General features: G+C 68.7%; 19 protein-coding genes and 1 tRNA gene. 11 read left to right on the top strand and 9 right to left on the bottom strand.

Features of this window, described 5'->3' with window-relative positions:
• Window position 1 precedes the first annotated feature (1 nt).
• The 4 genes from JNK84_RS21495 (at window position 2) to tgt (ending at window position 3,368) form a co-directional block, all read left to right on the top strand.
• Window positions 2–535, top strand: a complete 534-nt coding sequence (locus JNK84_RS21495) for a peptidylprolyl isomerase (protein ID WP_293428101.1) — start codon at window positions 2–4, stop codon at window positions 533–535.
• 34 nt (window positions 536–569) lie between these two features.
• Window positions 570–1,070 carry a peptidylprolyl isomerase gene (locus tag JNK84_RS21490; protein WP_293428081.1) on the top strand — a complete coding sequence of 167 codons (501 nt, stop codon included), beginning with the start codon at window positions 570–572 and terminating at the stop codon, window positions 1,068–1,070.
• Window positions 1,071–1,164: 94 nt separating this feature from the next.
• On the top strand, window positions 1,165–2,235 hold the full coding sequence (gene queA / locus JNK84_RS21485) for a tRNA preQ1(34) S-adenosylmethionine ribosyltransferase-isomerase QueA (RefSeq protein WP_293428080.1): 1,071 nt from the start codon (window positions 1,165–1,167) through the stop codon (window positions 2,233–2,235).
• Window positions 2,232–3,368, top strand: coding sequence for a tRNA guanosine(34) transglycosylase Tgt (tgt, locus tag JNK84_RS21480; RefSeq protein ID WP_293428079.1), 1,137 nt, complete (start codon window positions 2,232–2,234; stop codon window positions 3,366–3,368). Before queA ends, tgt begins: the two co-directional genes overlap by 4 nt.
• A 44-nt stretch (window positions 3,369–3,412) precedes the next feature.
• Here tgt and JNK84_RS21475 read toward each other — a convergent pair whose 3' ends face one another.
• Window positions 3,413–4,591 (bottom strand): DNA recombination protein RmuC, encoded by a 1,179-nt coding sequence (locus JNK84_RS21475; protein WP_293428078.1) that lies wholly within the window; start codon window positions 4,589–4,591, stop codon window positions 3,413–3,415.
• Between the two features lie 306 nt (window positions 4,592–4,897).
• Here JNK84_RS21475 and rnk point away from each other — a divergent pair, with 306 nt between their 5' ends.
• The 6 genes from rnk (at window position 4,898) to JNK84_RS21445 (ending at window position 11,160) form a co-directional block, all read left to right on the top strand.
• Entirely contained in the window at window positions 4,898–5,317 is a 420-nt protein-coding gene (gene rnk / locus JNK84_RS21470; protein WP_293428076.1) for a nucleoside diphosphate kinase regulator, read from the top strand.
• Between the two features lie 68 nt (window positions 5,318–5,385).
• Window positions 5,386–6,438 carry an AbrB family transcriptional regulator gene (locus JNK84_RS21465; RefSeq protein WP_293428074.1) on the top strand — a complete coding sequence of 351 codons (1,053 nt, stop codon included), beginning with the start codon at window positions 5,386–5,388 and terminating at the stop codon, window positions 6,436–6,438.
• 93 nt (window positions 6,439–6,531) lie between these two features.
• A complete protein-coding gene (locus tag JNK84_RS21460; protein ID WP_293428072.1) occupies window positions 6,532–7,260 on the top strand; it encodes an SGNH/GDSL hydrolase family protein in 729 nt (242 codons plus the stop codon).
• A 114-nt stretch (window positions 7,261–7,374) separates the two neighbouring features.
• Complete coding sequence (locus tag JNK84_RS21455; RefSeq protein WP_293428070.1) at window positions 7,375–8,577, top strand: cell surface protein; 1,203 nt, start codon at window positions 7,375–7,377, stop codon at window positions 8,575–8,577.
• Between the two features lie 133 nt (window positions 8,578–8,710).
• Window positions 8,711–9,655 (top strand): DUF6384 family protein, encoded by a 945-nt coding sequence (locus JNK84_RS21450; protein WP_293428068.1) that lies wholly within the window; start codon window positions 8,711–8,713, stop codon window positions 9,653–9,655.
• A gap of 11 nt (window positions 9,656–9,666) precedes the next feature.
• Window positions 9,667–11,160, top strand: a complete 1,494-nt coding sequence (locus JNK84_RS21445; protein WP_293428066.1) for a hypothetical protein — start codon at window positions 9,667–9,669, stop codon at window positions 11,158–11,160.
• A gap of 28 nt (window positions 11,161–11,188) precedes the next feature.
• Here the strand turns inward: JNK84_RS21445 and JNK84_RS21440 are convergent, their stop codons facing one another.
• Complete coding sequence (locus JNK84_RS21440) at window positions 11,189–12,013, bottom strand: polyphosphate kinase 2 family protein (RefSeq protein WP_293428064.1); 825 nt, start codon at window positions 12,011–12,013, stop codon at window positions 11,189–11,191.
• Window positions 12,014–12,138: 125 nt separating this feature from the next.
• Here JNK84_RS21440 and JNK84_RS21435 point away from each other — a divergent pair, with 125 nt between their 5' ends.
• Complete coding sequence (locus tag JNK84_RS21435; protein ID WP_293428062.1) at window positions 12,139–12,522, top strand: hypothetical protein; 384 nt, start codon at window positions 12,139–12,141, stop codon at window positions 12,520–12,522.
• 3 nt (window positions 12,523–12,525) lie between these two features.
• Here JNK84_RS21435 and JNK84_RS21430 read toward each other — a convergent pair whose 3' ends face one another.
• The 7 genes from JNK84_RS21430 to recG form a co-directional block, all read right to left on the bottom strand.
• Window positions 12,526–13,029 (bottom strand): DUF2937 family protein, encoded by a 504-nt coding sequence (locus JNK84_RS21430; protein ID WP_293428060.1) that lies wholly within the window; start codon window positions 13,027–13,029, stop codon window positions 12,526–12,528.
• A 149-nt stretch (window positions 13,030–13,178) separates the two neighbouring features.
• Window positions 13,179–13,253, bottom strand: a tRNA-Lys gene (locus tag JNK84_RS21425).
• Between the two features lie 74 nt (window positions 13,254–13,327).
• A complete protein-coding gene (locus JNK84_RS21420) occupies window positions 13,328–14,074 on the bottom strand; it encodes an SDR family oxidoreductase (RefSeq protein WP_293428058.1) in 747 nt (248 codons plus the stop codon).
• A 105-nt stretch (window positions 14,075–14,179) separates the two neighbouring features.
• A complete protein-coding gene (locus JNK84_RS21415) occupies window positions 14,180–14,923 on the bottom strand; it encodes a hypothetical protein (protein WP_293428056.1) in 744 nt (247 codons plus the stop codon).
• A 48-nt stretch (window positions 14,924–14,971) separates the two neighbouring features.
• Window positions 14,972–15,937 carry a PfkB family carbohydrate kinase gene (locus tag JNK84_RS21410; RefSeq protein ID WP_293428054.1) on the bottom strand — a complete coding sequence of 322 codons (966 nt, stop codon included), beginning with the start codon at window positions 15,935–15,937 and terminating at the stop codon, window positions 14,972–14,974.
• Window positions 15,934–16,308, bottom strand: coding sequence for a YbaN family protein (locus JNK84_RS21405; RefSeq protein WP_293428052.1), 375 nt, complete (start codon window positions 16,306–16,308; stop codon window positions 15,934–15,936). The genes JNK84_RS21410 and JNK84_RS21405 overlap by 4 nt, the downstream gene beginning before the upstream one ends.
• A gap of 3 nt (window positions 16,309–16,311) precedes the next feature.
• Window positions 16,312–18,426: an ATP-dependent DNA helicase RecG gene (gene recG / locus JNK84_RS21400; RefSeq protein WP_293428050.1), complete on the bottom strand. Its 2,115-nt coding sequence runs from the start codon at window positions 18,424–18,426 to the stop codon at window positions 16,312–16,314.
• Between the last annotated feature and the right edge of the window lie 84 nt (window positions 18,427–18,510).

Genomic DNA, 18,510 nt, shown 5'->3' with positions numbered 1-18,510 from the left:
CATGGCGATCGCCGCCGCTCCCGCTTTCGCGCAGGCTATCCGCCTGCCCGCCGGGGCGGACCCGGAGAACACGCTGGTCATCGAGCTGAAGGACGGGCCGGTCATCATCCGCCTGCGCCCCGACCTTGCCCCGAAGCATGTCGAGCGGATCAAGACGCTGGCCCGGCAGGGCTTCTACGACGGCATCGTCTTCCACCGGGTCATCGAGGGATTCATGGCCCAGACCGGCGACCCCCAGGGCACCGGCATGGGCGGCTCGTCGCTGCCGAACGTGACGGCGGAATTCTCCCGCGAGCCCTTCGTGCGCGGCACGCTCGGCATGGCGCGCTCGCAGAACCCGAACTCGGCCAATTCGCAGTTCTTCATCTGCTTCGCCGCCGCCTCGTTCCTGAACGGCCAGTACACCGTGTTCGGCAACGTCATCCAGGGCATGGAAGCGGTCGACAAGATCAAGCGCGGCAACCCCGCCGCCAACGGCACCGTGACCGGGCCGGACCGCATGGTCCGCGTCCGCGTCGCCGCCGACATCCGCTGATTTCTCTCTCGATACCAACGACAAGGAGGCCCCGATGGCCCTCGACGCCGAAAATACCATGATCCTCGAGACGACCAAGGGACGCGTCGTCATCGCCATGCGCCCGGACCTCGCGCCCGGCCATGTCGACCACATCAAGAAGCTGGTCCGCGAGGGCTTCTACGACGGCATCGTCTTCCATCGTGTCATTGACGGCTTCATGGCCCAGACCGGCTGCCCGCACGGCACCGGCACCGGCGGCTCGAAGTACCCGGACCTCAAGGCCGAGTTCAATGCCGAGCCGCATGTGCGCGGCATCGCCTCCATGGCCCGCGCGCAGAACCCGAACTCCGCGAACTCGCAGTTCTTCATCGTGTTCGACGACGCCCGCTTCCTCGACAAGCAGTACACCGTCTGGGGCAAGGTCGTGGACGGCATGGACAATGTCGATGGCATCAAGCGCGGCGAGCCGGTCCGCGATCCCGACAAGATCGTCGTCGCCAAGATCGCTGCCGACGATGCCGCGACCTATGGCGACATCGTCGCAAAGCTTTGATCCCGGGTATTATCTGACATCTTGTGATAGGTGACGCGGCGCGCGGAGCGATCCGGGCGCCGTTTTCATTTGTGGTTCTGCTTTTCGCTATCCGATGCGCGTCGACCTGTTCGATTTCGACCTGCCGCCCGACCGGATCGCCCTTCGCCCGGCGAGCCCGCGCGATGCCGCACGCCTCCTGGTGGTGCGGCCGGACGGACTTGAGGACCGCGCCGTGCGCGATCTGCCCGATCTGCTTGGGCCCGGCGACGCGCTGGTGTTCAACGACACGCGGGTCATCCCGGCGCAGTTGGAAGGCATCCGCGAGCGGGGCGGGGTGGTCGCGACCATTTCCGCGACCCTGCACAGGCGGCTCGCGCCCGAGCGCTGGCTCGCCTTCGTCAAGGGCGCGAAGAAGCTGCAGCCCGGCGACCTCGTGCGCTTCGGCGAGACGCCCGAAGCCTGCCTGCTCGCGGCGCTCCATGCGACCGTCGTCTCCAAGGACGACGACGGCGTCATCTTCGAGTTCGAGTTTTCCGGCGCCTATCTCGACGAGGCCATCGCCCGCGTCGGCCATGTGCCGCTGCCGCCCTATATCGCCTCGAAACGCCCCGAGGACGCGCAGGACCGCGCCGACTACCAGACTGTCTATGCCCGCGACGAGGGCTCGGTCGCGGCCCCCACTGCCGGCCTCCATTTCACGCCGGACCTGATGGAGCGGCTGAAGGCGCGGGGCGTTTCCCTGCATTTTCTTACCCTGCATGTCGGCGCCGGCACGTTCCTCCCGGTGAAGGCCGATGACACCGCAGATCACCGCATGCACCCCGAATACGGGCTGGTGACGCCTGAGACATCGGCCGCGCTCAACGCCGTCAGGGCGCGGGGAGGGCGCATCGTCGCGGTCGGCACGACCTCGCTGCGGCTCCTTGAAAGCGCTGCGGCCGAGGACGGCATGATCCGGCCCTTCGCCGCGGAGACCTCCATTTTCATCACGCCCGGCTACCGCTTTCGCGCGGTCGATGCGCTGATGACCAATTTCCACCTGCCGCGTTCGACCCTGTTCATGCTGGTCTCCGCCTTTGCCGGCCTCGAGACCATGAAGGCGGCCTATGCCCACGCCCTCGCGACCGGATACCGGTTCTATTCCTACGGCGACGGCAGCCTGATCCTCCGCGAGGCCAGATGACCGGCTTTTCCTTCGCCATCCGGGCCCGCGACGGAGCGGCGCGCACCGGCATCGTCTCGACGCCGCGGGGCGACATCCGCACGCCGGCCTTCATGCCGGTCGGCACGCAGGCCACCGTCAAGGGCATGTACATGGATCAGGTGAAGGCGCTCGGCGCCGACGTGATCCTCGGCAATACCTACCATCTCATGCTCAGGCCCGGCGCCGAGCGGATCGCGGCGCTCGGCGGGCTGCACCGGTTCGGGGGCTGGACCGGGCCGATCCTCACCGATTCCGGCGGCTTTCAGGTCATGTCGCTGGCCAAGCTCAGGAAACTCACCGAACAGGGCGTGACCTTCGCCTCCCACGTCGACGGTTCGCGCTTCGAGCTGACGCCGGAACGTTCCGTCGAAATCCAGGGCCTGCTTGGCTCCGACATCCAGATGCAGCTCGACGAATGCGTGGCGCTGCCGAACGAGCGCGCCGCCATCGAGAAGGCCATGCACCTGTCGCTGCGCTGGGGGGAGCGTTCGAAGCGCGCCTTCGAGGCGCAGCCGCCGGGCAGGGCGCTGTTCGGCATCGTGCAGGGCGGCGATGTCGCGGACCTGCGGGTCGAGAGCGCGAAAGCCCTCTCGGCCATGGATTTTCCCGGCTATTCCATCGGTGGTCTCGCGGTTGGCGAGCCGCAGGCGGTGATGCTGGCGATGATCGAGGAGGTCATGCCGCACCTGCCCGACGAGAAGCCGCACTACCTCATGGGCGTCGGCACGCCGGACGACCTGCTGGCGGCGGTGGCGCGCGGCGTCGATATGTTCGACTGCGTCATGCCGACCCGCAACGGCCGCCACGGGCAGGCCTTTTCGCGTTTCGGCAAGATCAATTTCCGCAACGCCCGCCACATGGACGATCCGCGCCCGCTGGACGAGGCGTCGTCCTGCCCGGCGGCATCAGACTATTCGCGCGCCTATCTGCACCACCTCATCCGCACCGAGGAAATGCTCGGGTCCATGCTGATCACCTGGATCAATCTCGCCTATTATCAGGACCTCATGGCGGGGGCGCGGGAAGCGATCGCCGCCGGCCGCTTCGCCGACTATGCGGCCGAGGTGCGCGAGGGCTGGGCGCGGGGCGATATCGCGCCGATCGCTGCATAGACCCATCACCGCGAGGGCGGCGCCGGGGCGGCTGCAATCCCCTGCTATTCCGCCGCCTGCCTGCCATTCAGCGGCAAGGCGGCCGATGCATCGGCCGGTCCGTCCTCGAATTCCAGCGCCTCGATGCGCCCGCCGCGCCGCGCGATCTTGTCGGCGGAGGTGAGGATCTGGCCGAGGTCATCCTGCGCCTGGCCGAAATGCTTCTGCAGGTTCAGCACCCGCTCCGACAGGCGCCTGACGTCGCCGAGCAGGTGGGCGACCTCCTTCTGGATCACCTGCGCCTCCTCGCGCATGCGCTCGTCCTTCAGCAGGCCTTGCACCACCTGAACCGCCAGCATCATCAGCGAGGGCGAGACGATCAGCACGCGCGCGCGGAAGGCCCGCTGCATGACGTCGTCGAAATGCTCGTTGAGGTCGGCATAGATGCCCTCGGAGGGCACGAACATCAGCGCCACCTCCTGCGTCTCGCCGGCGATCAGGTATTTGTCGGCGATGTCGCGGATGTGGACCGACAGGTCTTGCCGGAGGCGCTGCGCCGCCATGCGCCGCATTTCCTCCGCGCGCGCCTCGCGCCACATGGTCACCGCCTCCAGCGGGAATTTGGCGTCGACCACGAGGCCGCGTGGGTCGCCCGCGAGCCGGACGAGGGCGTCGGGACGCTTGCCGTTGGAGAGGGTCGCCTGAAGGTCGTAGCCGCCCGACGGCAGCCCGTCCTGAAGGATGGCCTCCATGCGACCCTGTCCGAAGGCGCCGCGGGCCTGCTTGTTGGCGAGCACGTCCTTCAGCGTCACGACCTGGCCCGCAAGGTCCGTCAGGTTCCTCTGGGCGTTGTCGATGACCGCGAGGCGCTCGTTAAGGCGGCCGAGATTTTCCACTGTGGTCTTCGTCTGGCCTTCGAGCGACTGGCCGATGCGGGTCGACATGCCGTCGAGCCGGTCGCCGAGAGCCTTGGCAAGATCGTTCTGCCGCGATCCCAGCCCCTCCGCCATGGCCTGCATGCGGCCAGTCAGTTCAGACTGGATGCGCGCCATCTCGCCCATCCGCTCCTCGATCTCCTGCGCGTGGAAAACGGCGCGCTCCGCCTCCAGCGCGCGCGCTGCGGCCTGCCGTCGCATGGCGACGAACAGGACGAGCAGCAGCGCGACCGACAGGCCGAGGAGGGCGAGGGCGATTTCGCCAGCCGTGATCGGCCGGCCGGCGACGACAAGGACGGTCTCGGACATGCCTCACGCCTAGCATATCCGACCTTCGAGCGCGAACAAAATGTGAACTTCTGCGGATTGACAATCGGCCGGTCCGTGCCGACATTGGCGGCATGACCAGCGCAGCCTCTTCGCGTCCCGGCCTCCTGCCGGCGAAACTGATCTTCGGCTCCTAGCCCCTTGCCCGGACGCGTGCCCCGGGTCTGGGGCCGTCGTCGTGTCTGACATTCCATCCGTCCGACACCGGCACGCTGTTCATCCCCGCTCATCTTCCGAATGACCGGCGCCGGGTGGCGCGGTCACGCTCTTTTTTCCAAGGACATCACCATGACGACCCAGACGGCTCCGCGCCGCAGCCGGCGGGCCATGCCCGCCATCATCGTCAGCGAAACCGATCACCGGATCGTCACCGCGCTGGCCAATTCCGCCTATGAGCGCATTCCCGATGTCGCCGAGACTCTGCTCGACGAGATGGACCGCGCCCGTGTCGTATCGGTCGCGCGCCGCCCGGCTGACGTCGTCGGCCTCGGCTCGGAGATCGACTATGTCTCCGATACCGGCGAAGCGCGCACCGTGCGGCTGGTCATGCCGGCGGAGGCGGACATCTCATCCGGCCGCATCTCGGTCCTGACGCCGGTCGGCGCCGCGCTGATCGGCCTGTCGCCGGGACAGTCCTTCAACTGGACCGGCCCGAGCGGCCACCCGCACCGGCTGACGGTCTCGGCGGTGCGCCCGCCTGCCGCGTGAAGCCGGTCCCGGCAGCCATGCCGGGAGGCGCTTTGCCTTGGCGATGCGGTTCGTGCGAAGCGGGAAGGGTGCCAAGCCTTGCCGCCATCCGGACCCTGGTCCGCAGCTTCGTTCTGCCCTGCCTGATCGGGCTGGCCGGAGGCTTCGCGTTCGACCGGCTCGGCCTGCCGGCGGCATGGCTGTCCGGCGCGCTGATCGCGGTGACGATCGGAACGCTCGCCGGGTTGCCGGTGCGCGTGCCCGGGCCGGTGGCGACGGCGGGCTTCCTGCTGATCGGCATCGTCATGGGTTCGGCGGTGACGCCGGACACGCTGCGGCTGATGCTGTCATGGCCCATCTCGATGGCGGGGCTGGTGGTGCTGGTCCCGGCCATCGTCGGCGGCATCATGGTCTATCTCGTCCGCATCGAGCGGTTCGACCGCGAGACGGCGTTCTTCGCCTCGATTCCCGGCGCGCTGAACTACGTCATGGCGCTGACGCTGGATTCCCGCGCCGATGCGCGCGTGGTGGCGGTGATCCAGAGTTTCCGCCTGGTTCTGCTGGTTGCGGCGCTGCCCAGCCTGATGGCGCTGGCCGGGCTCGGCGCGGCGGCGCGGCCGATCGCGGGAAACGCCCCGGTTCACTGGACGGAAATGGCGCTGCTGGTGGCCTTTTCCGTCAGCTGCGGACTGGGGATGGAGCGCCTGCGCGTGCCTGGGGGCGCGACGGTCGGCGCCATGCTCGCCAGCGCGGTGCTGCATGCCAGCGGCCTCGTCACCGCGCTGGTGCCGGAGCCGGTGGTCATCGGCGGCTTCATCGTCATGGGCGTGCTGATCGCCGGGCGCTTCGCCGGAACCTCGCTCGCCGAGCTGCGCCTGCTGCTGCGCGCCTCCGTCGGCGCCTTCCTGGTGGGAACCGCGGTGACGGCGGTGGTCGCGACGGCCGTCGCGCTGGTCGCTGGCCTGCCGGTCGGCAAGGTGATCCTCGCCTATGCGCCCGGCGGCATCGAGGCCATGGCCGTGCTCGCCTTCGTGCTCGACATGGACCCGGCCTTCGTCGGAGCGCACCATCTCGTGCGATTCGTCGGCATCGCGGTCCTGTTGCCGTTAGCCGCGCGCATGGTGATCCGTCGCAAAGCTTAACCAAAGTTTATGTTCGCTTCTGCGGCATCCCATTGCGGAATCCAAGTATTTCGGGCATAGAGCGGTCTGCTCCTCCGGTGGGGTATTCCCTTCATGCTCAGGTCGGTTGTCGCCGCGGCGGCTCTTGTCAGCGGGCTTCTTGCGATGCCTGCTCTCGCCGTGGCCCAGTGCCCGGTGCCGTCGCTCGCCGGTGCCATCGGCGCGGCATCGTTGCCGCAGACCGCCGCCCGGCTGAAGAGCGGACAGGCGGTCCGCATCCTCGCCATCGGCTCGTCGACCACGGCGGGCGTCGGCTCGGGCGGCCTCGGCTTTGCCCACCGCCTCGGCCCCATCCTCAAGTCGCGCTTCCCGCGCGCCACCATCGAGGTCGTCGTTTCCGGCGTGTCCGGTGAAACCGCCTCGGGCGCCGCCGGCCGCCTCGCCTCCGAGCTTGCCCGGCACAGGCCGCTGCTCGTCGTCTGGCAGGTCGGCACCAACGACGCCAATTTCGGCGTGTCCGTCGACAGCCTGCGCGCGACCGTGTCGGGCGGCATTCGCGCCATCCGCGCCGCCGGGGCGGAAGCCCTGCTGGTCGATCCGCAATATTCCCGCTGGGCCGAACGGTCCAACGCCACCGAGGTCGCTGCCCGCGTCGTCGCCGAGGAAGCCGGCCGGCAGGGCGTGCCGGTGGTCAGGCGCTATGCGGCGATGCAGATGGTCGCGGCCTCCGACCGCTCCGCCTTCGACGGCCTGATCGCCTGGGATGGGCTGCACCTGACAGCCTCCGGCCATGCCTGCATGGCCGAGCAGGTGGCCGGCACGATCGCCCGCACCGCGCGCTGAAATTCTCAAGCCGGCCATCGGACAGCTCATCTGTCAGCGCGCCTTGCCTTTGGGTGAGGCGGCCATCACATTGAGCCGGCCGGCGGCGGGCCGGCCTGGCCAACGAGTGTCGAGATGAGCAGCAGCACCACGCCCACGACCACCGCGACCAAGACCGTCGTTCCCTCTCCGATGCAGTATCTCGACCGCGCCACGGGCGTCCTGCGCGATCTCGGGCTGATGCCGGCCAAGATCGACGAGCAGCCGATCATCCCGCTGCTGCAGAAGATTTCCGACCTCGACCAGGACCGGGTGACGATGATCGCCCGCACGCTGAACCAGGTCGGCGTGTTCAACGAGGTGGTGCGCAACCAGGTCGCCGGCATGGAGATCGGCGAGCGCTACGAGCTCATCACCAAGAGCTTCAACTCGATCCGCGACGACGCCAAGCGCATGGTCGACCAGCTCGCCGACGGCAAGATCTCGACTTTCGAGCGGCTGGAGAACATCTGGACCAAGGTCAGGCGCGGCGACATCGCCACCCGCTTCGACGGCATCCGCACGGTCTATCTCGACGTCGCGCGGGCCACCAAGGACCAGATCCAGCGCGAGGTGACCATTCTCGACGCCTATCGCGACTTCCGCGGCGCACTGAAACAGGCCGAGGTGCAGGCCCTCGAAGTGCTGGAAAAGGCCAACGAGAAGCTTCAGGCCAAGCAGGCCGAACTGAAGGCCGCCTCCGACGGCGTCGCCGCCTATACCGGCACCGTGCCGGCCGAACGGGCCAATCTCGAACTCGTCCGCGACACCAAGCTGCGGGAGATGCAGGACGAGGAGAAGCGCTACCAGATCGCCAAGGACCTCTCCGACAACCTGACCATCGGCTACAACACGTCCGAGGTCATCATGGCGCGCCTGATGCAGACGACCAACGCCAAGGAGCGGGTCTATTCGCAGGCGATCTCGTTCTTCTCGACCAACGACGCGGTGCTGACCGCCCTCAAGGCGTCGTTCACCGGCCTGCAGGGCCTGCACGAATCCACCAAGACGCTGAACGAGATGAAGGAGGGCGTCTCCAGGTCGCTCGAAACCCTCTCGGAGATCGGCGACAAGGTGCAGGAGGAGGCGCTGCGCGCCGGCTACGGCCCGACCATCCGCGCGGACGCGGTGAAGAAACTGGTCGAGAGCGTCGTCTCCTTCCAGGAGAAGTCCGGCGAGATCATCTACGAGATGCGCAAGCTCTCCACGCAGAACTCCAAGGAGATCCGCGACGTGGTGGAGGACGGCAAGAAGCGGCTCGCCGCACTCGCCGAGAAGGGCGCGGCTTTGGGCATGTGAGGGATACCCTCGTTCAAACGCTGCTTTCACGTCATGCCCGGGCTTGGCCCGGGAATCCACGACTTGAATACGGCGTCTTGAAGAAGTCGTGGATGCCCGGGCCAAGCCCGGGCATGACGGAAGCGAGACTTGGATGACCGACACAGCCGTTGCGACCGCCTCGGCCGCACCCGCGGCCGATAAGCCGCCCGCCCAGCTCGACGACATCATGCTCGCCATGGATGTCGTCGATACCCTGCGGCATGACCAGAAGATCACCGAGCGGGAACTTGCCGAGGGCGACCGCGAGGAGGATCTGATCGAGCGGCTCAGGACGATCTACCGCAACCAGGGCATCGCCGTGCCCGACGAGATCCTGCGGCAGGGCGTCAAGGCCCTGCGCGAGGAGCGCTTCCTTTACAAGCCGCCGGCGGACAGCCTCTCGGTGAAGCTCGCGCGGCTCTACGTGACGCGGGGCAGGTGGGGCAAATGGGCGCTGGCGCTTGTCGCGGCGCTCGGCATCGGCGCCGGGACGCTCGCCTGGCAGGGCTATTCGGCGCGTGTCGAACTGACCCAGACGATTCCGGCAGCCATCGAGCGGGTGTCAGCCGACATCAACCGCGAGGCAACGGCCGATGCCGTGCGCCAGCGCGTCGCCGCGCTGGTGACGGATGGCCAGACCGCCGCGCGCGACGGCAAGGCGGAGGCCGCGCGCACCGCTGTCGCCGATCTCGAGCGCCTGCGCGACGACGTCCGCTCCGAATATGACGTGCGCATCGTCTCGCGGCCGGGCGAATCCACCGGCGTCTGGCGCCGGCCCCGGCGCAACCCCAATGCCATGAACTACTACCTCATCGTCGAGGCCATCGGCCGGGACGGCCGGGCGCTGTCGCGGGCGATCACCTCGGAGGAGGACAGCGCGACCCGCGTCGTGACCAAATGGGGCATCAGGGTTCCCGAGAGCCTGTACCGGCAGGTGGAAGCCGACAAGCGCGACGACGGCATCGTCCAGAACAACATTCTCGGCCGCAAGGCGCGCGGCCAGCTTGAGCCGACCTGGCGCGAAGCGCTGCCGGGCGGCGCCATCACGAGCTGGTAGGAGGTTCGCGAATGATCCCCGGACATTCCGCGCTGGGCGGCATCGAGGGCGCGCTCGCCGAGCTTCGGCAGGCCGAGAGCAATGCGACGCGCCGGCTCGACGATGCCAACCGGCAGGCGACCGAGGCGCAGGCCGCCGAAGGCGATCTGTTCCGCCAGCTCGCCGCTTTCCGCCTCAACAGCGAGAGCGGGCTCGGCGGCAGGCTGAACCAGGTGGCGACGCAGGTGCGCGCCGTGCTGGCGCTGCGGCTCAACGACCGCAACAACCTCGACAAGCGGGTCGTCGAGGTCGAGGCCCGCATCGCCAAGATCGCCGCCGACCGTGAGGCTTTCGCCAAGACACTGATCGAGGCGGAGGAACAGCGCACCGCGGTTCAGAACGAGGCGCAGGTGGGTCTCGCCGCGCGGCAGGATTATGCATCGACGCGCGCTTCGGCCGAGCAGGCCTCGCAGGTGGCCGCCGAGGCCGACCGGAAGGCGAAGCTCGCCGAGGACGAACTGGAGACGAAGCGCAAGCCCTACGAGAGCGATGCGCTGTTCATCTATCTGTGGAAGCGCAGCTACGCCACGCAGGACTACAGCGCCGGCAACATCGCGCGCCTCATCGACGGCTGGGTGGCGCGGCTGGTGCGCTATCAGGATGCGCGGCCGAACTATGCGCGCCTGACCGAAATTCCGAAGCGCCTGCGCGAGCATGCCAACCGGGCGGCGGCCGCCGCCGTCGATGCGGTCGAGCAGGTCAAGGCCATGGAGAAGTCGGCCTTCCTCGCCGTCGGCGGCGACCGCACCGACGCCGCCATCGCCGAGCAGCGCCGGCGGCTCGACGCGCTGGAAGCGGCGCGTCAGGCCGCTGAGCAACAGCACGAGGGGTTGGAGAAGGAGGCGGAAGCCTTCGGTCGGGGCCAGGATGCGCGCTTTCAGCAGGCGGTCGGCATGCTAGCCGAGACATTGCGCGGCGAGGATATCGACAGGCTCTATCAGGAGGCGCGCCGCACGCCTTCGCCGGAGGACGAGGCCCTCGTCGGCCGCATCCAGGCCGGGCGCGACGCCCAGGAGCGGTTCGCCGCCGAGGCCCGCAAGGTGCGCGCCGATCTCGCCGAAATCTCGCGCCGGCGGTCCGAGACATCGCAGGTCGCGACCGGCTTCCGGCAGCGCCGCTACGATGCCGACGGCTCGGTCTTCGACAATGACGTGGTCGGCGCGCTGCTGCGCGGCCTCGTCACCGGCGTCATTACCGGCGCGGACTACTGGTCGCGCATGGAGCAGGGCCGGCGCTGGAACCGGCGCCGCGACGATGATGACGATGGCTGGGGCCGCGGCGGAAACTGGGGCGGAGGCGGCTCCTGGGGCGGCGGCTCGTCCGGTGGCTCATGGGGCGGTGGATCGTCCGGCGGGAGCTGGGGCGGTGGCGGCGGCTCGTCGGGCGGTTCGTGGGGCGGCGGCGGTGGCTCCTCCGGCGGCTCCTCGGGTGGCGGCGACGGATTCGAGACGGGCGGGCGCTTCTAGGGTCCCGCCGGCACGCTGGGCCGTCCCGCTACTCGATCGTGAAGTCCGACGCCTTCCAGGGCATTTTCGGATATTGCGGGTCCATGGTCTCCAGCGTGTCGCGCACGATCGCGGCGATGATGCAGTTGCGCGCCCATTTGCGGTCGGCGGGCACGACATGCCACGGCGCGATGTCGGTGGAGCAGCGGGCGAGGGCGGTCTCATAGGCTTTCTGGAAATCGCCCCAGAGCTTGCGGTCGTCGAGGTCCGAGGCGTTGAACTTCCAGTTCTTGTCCTTCTCGTCGAGCCGCTCCTGCAGCCGCTCGCCCTGTTCCTTCTTCGAGATATGCAGCATGAACTTGAGGATCACCGTGCCGTTCTCGGCAAGGATCCGCTCGAAGGCGTTGATCTGGTCGTAGCGGCGCTCGATGGCGTCCTTCGGCGCGAGGTTGCGCACGCGGCCGACCAGCACGTCCTCGTAATGCGAGCGGTTGAAGATGCCGATTGTTCCACGGCGCGGCGCGGCCACGTGCACGCGCCAGAGGAAATCGTGCGCCAGTTCCTCCTCGCTCGGCTTCTTGAAGGCGGTGACCGAGACGCCGAGCGGCCCGGTGGTGTTGAACACGCCGCGAATGGTGCCGTCCTTGCCGCTGGTATCGGTGCCCTGGAGGACGACGAGCAGCGCGCGCCGGCCCTCGCCATAGAGGCGGTCCTGCAGGCGGTCGATGGCGACGATATCCTCCGCCAGTTGCTCCCGCGCCTTGTCCTCCTTGGCGAGGAAGTCGACGTCGCGCGTGTCGATATCCTTCAGCTTCGGCTGCGAGCCGGGCCGGATGACGAGATGGCGAAGGGTCTTCGGGCAGGATGGCTGCATGAGGCGCTCGCGGCGGGAACGGGATCGCCATTGTTCTGTTCCGCGCGCGCCGGCGCAAGTCGTGCATCCGAACGCCGCATCCGCGTGTTCCCCCGGCGAGAGCGGATTTCGGAGAGGAGGGCACGATGTCGTTGCGCAGCCTGGTGGGAACGGCGACCCTGACCGTCGCCATGGTGTCCGCCGCATGGGTGTCCGCCGCATGGGCGCAGGAGGATTACGGGCGCTGGCCGCTGTTGCGCGACCCGTTCCCGAGCACGGGCGGCGGCGGGGTGATGATCGGCGGCTATGATCCGGTGGTGGCCGATGGCAAATGCCGCACGGCCTTCACCGCGACGCTGCCGGACGGCACGGTCTATCGCAACACCGTCGAGTTCGACGCCGAGCCCGCGCAGGGCGGCATTCTCTGCAGCAACGGACGCTGGCGCTCGGCGGACGGGGCGGCAACGGGAACCACGCCGTTCCGCGTCTTCATCAGGGACGGCTTCCGCCGGATGGCGCCGGCTGAGTAGGGATCAGGCGCTTGCGGCCTTCAGCCGCCTGCGGCGCTGGATCGGCGCGATCAGCGCGCGTCCACCGAGCCAACCGGCGAGAAATCCCGCGACGGTGGCGAACAGGCCCTCGGACGTGACCGGCACGGCCGGTTCGAAATTCTCCGCGGCGCGGCGGGCGATGTCGGGCTCGTAATTGCGGGCGAAGACCCCGATACGCCAGAACGGACCCGCCTCGGCATAGGATTTGAGCTGTTTTTCCAGCCGCCCGACGCGCTCGACATCGCTCTTCACCTGTTCGCCGCGCTGGCGAACGAACGTGTCGGCATTGCCGAGAAGCCGTTCGATACCGGCTTCGCGGGACAGGTTCATGCGGGAAGCGTCGGCGTCGAACTCGCCGATGACGCGGGCAAGCTCGTCGATCGCGCCGCCGAGGCGCTGGCGGTATTGCTGCGCGAATTCGGGAGCCTGCGAGGCGACGACGCCCAGCAGGATGGCAAGGAAGAAGACGACCCGCCGCAGGACCATGATGCATTCCGCAATCAGTGCTTCGGAGGCATCATAGCGGCTCCGTCGCTGCAATTCCCCGACCGCCTCGCATGCGGGCGGCCTCTGAATTTCAACCCGTCTGGAACGGCCGATGGGGTCTCACCGGGATCGGATTGCGTCGATCGATCTGGTGAGCGGGGAGGGGATCGAACCCTCGACCACATGATTAAAAGTCACGTGCTCTACCGCTGAGCTACCCGCCCATCAGGCGAGGGGGTTTGACGGATCGCGGCGGCGAAGTCAACGCATGCGCGCCGCGATCGCGCTTAATCCGTGCCTAAAGTGAGAAGCCGCCATCGGCGATGTGGATCGCGCCGGTCGTGTAGGCGCTCTCGTCGGAGGCGAGATAGACCGCGAGCCAGGCGATCTCCTCGGCCGTGCCGAGCCGGCCGATGGGCTGGCGGTCGATGAAGGCCTGCCGGGCGGCCTTCTCGGTCTGCTTGGTGGAGCCGGCGAGCGCCCTGATACGGTCGTCGAGCGAGGGCGACTGGATCGTACCGGGGCAGATGGCGTTGGCGCGGATGCCGCGACGGATGAAGTCGATGGCGACCGACTTGGTGAGCCCGATCACCGCCGCCTTGGACGAGCCGTAGGCGTAGCGGTTGACCACGCCGCGCACCGAGGACGCACCGGAGGCGATGTTGACGATGGAGCCGCCGCCCTTTTCCAGCATGCCCGGCAGGAACGCCCGGATCGTGCGGTGCATCGACTTGACGTTGAGGTCGAAGGAGCGGTCCCAGTCGGCTTCCGACGTGTCCAGCACATTGCCGTGGTGGACCCATCCTGCGGCATTGACGAGGATGTCGATGGGCCCGGTCTTCGCGGCGAAAGCCTCGACCTGCCGCGTCGAGGTCACGTCGAGTTTCAGCTTCCTGGCCTTGGCAATGCCTTCGAGCTTCGCCTTGTCGATATCGGTCGCATAGACCTTGGCGCCTTCCGCGACAAAAGCTTCGGCGATAGCCCGCCCGATCCCGTGGCCGGCGGCCGTGACCACCGCGACCTTGCCCTGCAACCGCTTCGCCATGTTTCGCTCCCGCTCGCGTTCCCGGCCGTTCTCGCGCGGCCAAATCGATTGAAGTCGTTGGATTGGAGTCGTGACATGGCGCGGGCGCGCCTGTCCATATGGGAGCTACCCGCCGTAGCGCTGGGAGAGTTGCGTGTCGAAGGTCTTCAGGTCCGCGAGCACCCGGTCGAGCAGGGCGGCGTCGCGCAGACGCAGGGCGGAATCGACCACGTCGAGCGCCGCCGCGATGCTGTCGGCCTGCCGGCGGTAATCGGCGTCAATGCCGAGATCGAGCGTGGCGAAGGGCTCGCAGCGTTTCAGCGCGAAGCGGTAGACGGCGGCGCGGGCGATGACGTCGCCGCGCGTTTCCGGGCGGGCGAGATCCTGCGGGTTGCGGCGCATGGCGTGGAAATAGTCCAGCGCCTCGCTGGCCTCGTCGAGGCATTCGACGAGGCCGTAGAGGCCGGCGGCGCGCCGGAGCGTGATCCATTCGCGCTTGAGCGGCGCGAGCGTTTCGAGCGCCGCGTCGCCGCGCCCCTGGGCGACGGCCTCGCTGGCCTGTTTCAGCCGCGCCGCGCCGCCATCCATCATCTCGGCGAGCATGGGCACGCGCGGCGTGGCGCCCGGCGGCAGGCCGGGCACGCGGGCGCTCGCGGCCGTCCAGAGGTCGGCGAGCCGCTTCAGGCTTGCCTGAGCCTCCTCGGCCCGGTTCGCCCTGAGCGCGACGGTCGTCGTCCGGTAGAGCACCTGCGCCTCGCCGATCCGGGCCAGAAAGCCATCTCCCGCATGCGCCGGCGCGCTGCCCGCCGCGATCAGCAGGAGGGTCGCGGCAAGGCCGGAGGGAAGGAGTTTGTGCAGGCGTCTGTTCACGGGGCGCATCCTAGCCGAACCGCATTCATCGTGCATCCCGCCAGCCCCTCACGCGGCGGCTAGCAGGGCCTCGACGCGCGCGCGTGTCGGCATGCCCTTTCGGCCACCGAATTCGGTGCATTTGAGGGCAGCGGCTGCATTGGCGAACCGCACTGCGCGGTCGAGCGGCTGGCGGTCCGCCAGCGCCACGGCGAGGGCGCCGTGCCAGGTGTCGCCGGCCCCCAGCGTATCGACCGATTTCACGGGAAAGGCCGGCACGTGGACCACCTTGCCGCCGTCCATGTACCAGGCGCCGTTCGCGCCATCCGTCACCAGGAACACGTTGACGACGCCGCCGGATGATTGGGCGCGAGATCCTAGGGCGCGAGATCCTAGGGCGAGGTATCCTTGGGCGCGAGATGCCTGGGCGAGGGCGGCGGGCAGGTCGTGGATGCCGGTGAACTCGCGCAGGGCCGGCGCCGAGAAGCCGACATGGGAGGCGAGCGCGAGCACCTCCGGCCGGGTCGGCTTGCGGTCGGCGTCGAGGACGGAGGGAATGCCGGCCGCGCGCGCCTGCGGCAGGATGGCGAGCGCCGCCTCGATCCAGCGGGTCTCGGCATAGATCGCATCGGCGTCGGCGCCGAGGTCGGTCGGTATCCAGCCGGTATCGGACGGGATGTCCGGGTCGGAATAGCTGACGACCAGCCGCTCGCCCTTCGGGTCGACCACCACCGCCGAGACCGGGGAGCGGTGGCCGGGGCAGCGCCGCACCAGAGAGCAGTCGACGCCGTCGCGCTCGAGCTCGGCGATCATCGGATCGGCCCAGAAATCATCGCCCAGCCGCGCCACCAGCCTGACACCGGCGCCGAGCCGGGCGCAGGCGGTCGCGGCATTGCCGGCAAGGCCGCCACCGGAGGTGACCATGGCGTTCGAGCGGTATTTCAGCGGCTCGGACGGCATGACGTCGACCGCGTAGATGAAGTCGAGCGTGGTGATGCCGGCGCAGACGATGCGCGGATGCGGCGTTCCGGTCATGAATTCGGTCTCGTTCCGACATAGAGGGCGCTGGCGGCGAGGCAGAGGCCGGAGGCGGCGATGCCGATGGGCGGCGCGGTCAGCCAGACGATGCCCCAGGACAGCGCCATGGAGCCGATGGCTATCAGCTTGATACGGGGCGCGATGGCGCCGCGCTCGCGCCATTTGATCACCGGCGGACCGAAGCGCGGATGGGTGATCAGCCAATGCTCGAAACGCGGCGACGAGCGCGCGAAACACCAGGCCGCGAGGATCAGGAACACCGTGCCGGGAATGCCGGGCAGGATGACGCCGACCACGCCGATGGCGGTGAACAGCCAGCCGGCGGTGAAGAGAAGCCAGCGCCAGAGGGGATTCAGCGGGCGGTTCACGGCTCAGCCCGCCTTGACGAGGCGGATCGCCTCGTCGCGCCCGAACAGATAGAGGAGGTCTCGCAGCGCGTCGCCGCGCTGGCCGGCGAGCTTCGGATCGGTCTCGATGACCAGACGGGCGTCGCTGCGGGCGGTTTCCAAGAGATGCGCGTGGTGTTCGAGCCGGGCGAGGCGGAAGCCCGGCATGCCCGACTGCTTGGTGCCGAGAGGGTCGCCCTCGCCGCGCAGCTTCAGGTCTTCCTCCGCGATGCGGAAGCCGTCCTCCGTCTCGCGCATGATGTCCAGCCGGCGGCGGGCGGTCTCGCCCAGCGGCCCCTTGTAGAGCAGGAGGCAGGTGGAGGCCGTCTCGCCGCGCCCGATCCGGCCGCGCAACTGATGCAGCTGGGCGAGGCCGAAATGCTCGGCATGGTCGATGACCATGATCGAGGCTTCCGGCACGTCCACGCCCACCTCGATGACGGTGGTGGCGACCAGTACGCGGGTATCGCCGCGCTGGAAGCGCAGCATGGCCGCGTCCTTGTCCGGCCCTTTCATCTGGCCGTGGACGAGATCGACCGCCTCGCCGAAACGCTGGCGCAGCAGTTCGAAGCGTTCCTCGGCGGCGGCGAGTTCGGGGCTCTCGACGGTCGGATCGTCGTTTTCGGCCACCAGCGGGCAGACCCAGTAGACCTGCCGACCCGCCTCCAGCGCGCGGCCGATGCCGTCGATCACGTCCGACAGCCGGTCCATGGCAACGATGCGGGTGTCGATGGGCTTGCGTCCCGCAGGCTTCTCGGTGAGCTGGGAGGATTCCATGTCGCCGAAATAGGTCAGGACCAGCGTGCGCGGAATGGGCGTCGCGGTCATCACCAGCAGGTCGACCGCCTCGCCCTTGGCAGCGAGTGCGAGGCGCTGGTGGACGCCGAAGCGGTGCTGTTCGTCGATGACGGCAAGGCCGAGGTCGCGGAAGACGACGTGCTCCTGAAAGAGCGCGTGGGTGCCGACGACGATGGCGGTGTCGCCGGAGGCAAGGCGCGACAGGATCTGCTCGCGCTCGCGGCCTTTTTCCCGGCCGGTCAGGATCGCAACCTCGAGGCCCGAGGGACCGGCAAGTGCCTTCAGCGTCTTGGCGTGCTGACGCGCCAGCAGTTCGGTCGGGGCCATCAGCGCGGATTGCCGGCCGGCCTCGGCCGCTGCGGCCATGGCCATCAGCGCGACGACCGTCTTGCCGGAGCCGACATCGCCCTGAAGCAGGCGCAGCATGCGCGTCTCCGCGCTCATGTCTGCGGCGATCTCCGCGAGCGCCCGTGTCTGCGAGCCGGTCAGCGCGAAGGGCAGGGTGGCTTCAATCACCGTCCGCAACGAGCCGTCGCCGACATTGCGCCGGCCGGCCGGCCGCTTGAGATTGGCGCGGACGAGGCCAAGGGCCAGCTGGTTCGCCAGCAATTCGTCATAGCCGAGGCGGCTCCACGCCGGCCCCTCGGGCGCGAAGTCCTCGGGCTCGGCGGGCGCGTGGACGCGGTGAAGCGCTGCGGAGAAGTCCGGCCAGCCTTCCCGCTCCAGAAGCCGCGCATCCAGCCATTCCGGCAATCTGGGCACGCGCTGAAGCGCCGCTTCCGCCGCGCGCCGGACGAAACCGGAGGCGAGCCCCTCGGTCAGCGGATAGACCGGTTCGACCGGCGGCATGGTCGCGGCCTGTTCCGGCGTCATGACCCGGTCCGGATGGACCATCTGGCGCATGCCGTCGAACAGCTCGATCCGCCCTGAGACGACCCGCGTCTCGCCGACCGGGCACATCTGCTCGATGCGCGAGCGGTGGGCGTTGAACCAGACCAGCGTCAGGTCGCCGGTCTCGTCGGACACCTGCACCCGATAGGGCGCGCGGCTCTTGCCCGGCGGCGATGGGCGGTGCCGCTCGACCAGAACCTCGACCGTGACGATGGCGCCGGGCTCTGCCTCGGCCAGCGTCGGGCGGGCACGCCGGTCGATCACGCCGCTCGGCAGATGGAACAAGAGATCGACGACGCGCGGCGGCCCCTCCGTGTCGAGGAGGCGCTTGTAGAGACCTTCGAGCTTGCCGCCGACGCCTTTCAGCGAGGTCAGCGAGGCGAAGAGCGGATCGAGTCGCGCGGGACGCATGGCCGGAATGTAACCGCTCCGCGGGACGCTGACAGGGCCTCCCGCGTTTGATAGTGACACTGTCGGAACCGGGTGGCGCGAAAA

This window comes from Phreatobacter sp., assembly GCF_016793595.1.
Lineage (GTDB): Bacteria > Pseudomonadota > Alphaproteobacteria > Rhizobiales > Phreatobacteraceae > Phreatobacter.
The sequence above is the reverse complement of the archived record's forward strand: the minus strand, read 5'-3'. Positions and strand labels throughout refer to the sequence as shown.

Coding starts and splice junctions, on each gene's coding strand:
- JNK84_RS21495 (WP_293428101.1), top strand. CDS start 2: ATGGCGATCGCCGCCGCTCCCGCTTTCGCGCAGGCTATCCGCCTGCCC.
- JNK84_RS21490 (WP_293428081.1), top strand. CDS start 570: ATGGCCCTCGACGCCGAAAATACCATGATCCTCGAGACGACCAAGGGA.
- queA (WP_293428080.1), top strand. CDS start 1,165: ATGCGCGTCGACCTGTTCGATTTCGACCTGCCGCCCGACCGGATCGCC.
- tgt (WP_293428079.1), top strand. CDS start 2,232: ATGACCGGCTTTTCCTTCGCCATCCGGGCCCGCGACGGAGCGGCGCGC.
- JNK84_RS21475 (WP_293428078.1), bottom strand. CDS start 4,591: ATGTCCGAGACCGTCCTTGTCGTCGCCGGCCGGCCGATCACGGCTGGC.
- rnk (WP_293428076.1), top strand. CDS start 4,898: ATGACGACCCAGACGGCTCCGCGCCGCAGCCGGCGGGCCATGCCCGCC.
- JNK84_RS21460 (WP_293428072.1), top strand. CDS start 6,532: ATGCTCAGGTCGGTTGTCGCCGCGGCGGCTCTTGTCAGCGGGCTTCTT.
- JNK84_RS21455 (WP_293428070.1), top strand. CDS start 7,375: ATGAGCAGCAGCACCACGCCCACGACCACCGCGACCAAGACCGTCGTT.
- JNK84_RS21450 (WP_293428068.1), top strand. CDS start 8,711: ATGACCGACACAGCCGTTGCGACCGCCTCGGCCGCACCCGCGGCCGAT.
- JNK84_RS21445 (WP_293428066.1), top strand. CDS start 9,667: ATGATCCCCGGACATTCCGCGCTGGGCGGCATCGAGGGCGCGCTCGCC.
- JNK84_RS21440 (WP_293428064.1), bottom strand. CDS start 12,013: ATGCAGCCATCCTGCCCGAAGACCCTTCGCCATCTCGTCATCCGGCCC.
- JNK84_RS21435 (WP_293428062.1), top strand. CDS start 12,139: ATGTCGTTGCGCAGCCTGGTGGGAACGGCGACCCTGACCGTCGCCATG.
- JNK84_RS21430 (WP_293428060.1), bottom strand. CDS start 13,029: ATGGTCCTGCGGCGGGTCGTCTTCTTCCTTGCCATCCTGCTGGGCGTC.
- JNK84_RS21420 (WP_293428058.1), bottom strand. CDS start 14,074: ATGGCGAAGCGGTTGCAGGGCAAGGTCGCGGTGGTCACGGCCGCCGGC.
- JNK84_RS21410 (WP_293428054.1), bottom strand. CDS start 15,937: ATGACCGGAACGCCGCATCCGCGCATCGTCTGCGCCGGCATCACCACG.
- recG (WP_293428050.1), bottom strand. CDS start 18,426: ATGCGTCCCGCGCGACTCGATCCGCTCTTCGCCTCGCTGACCTCGCTG.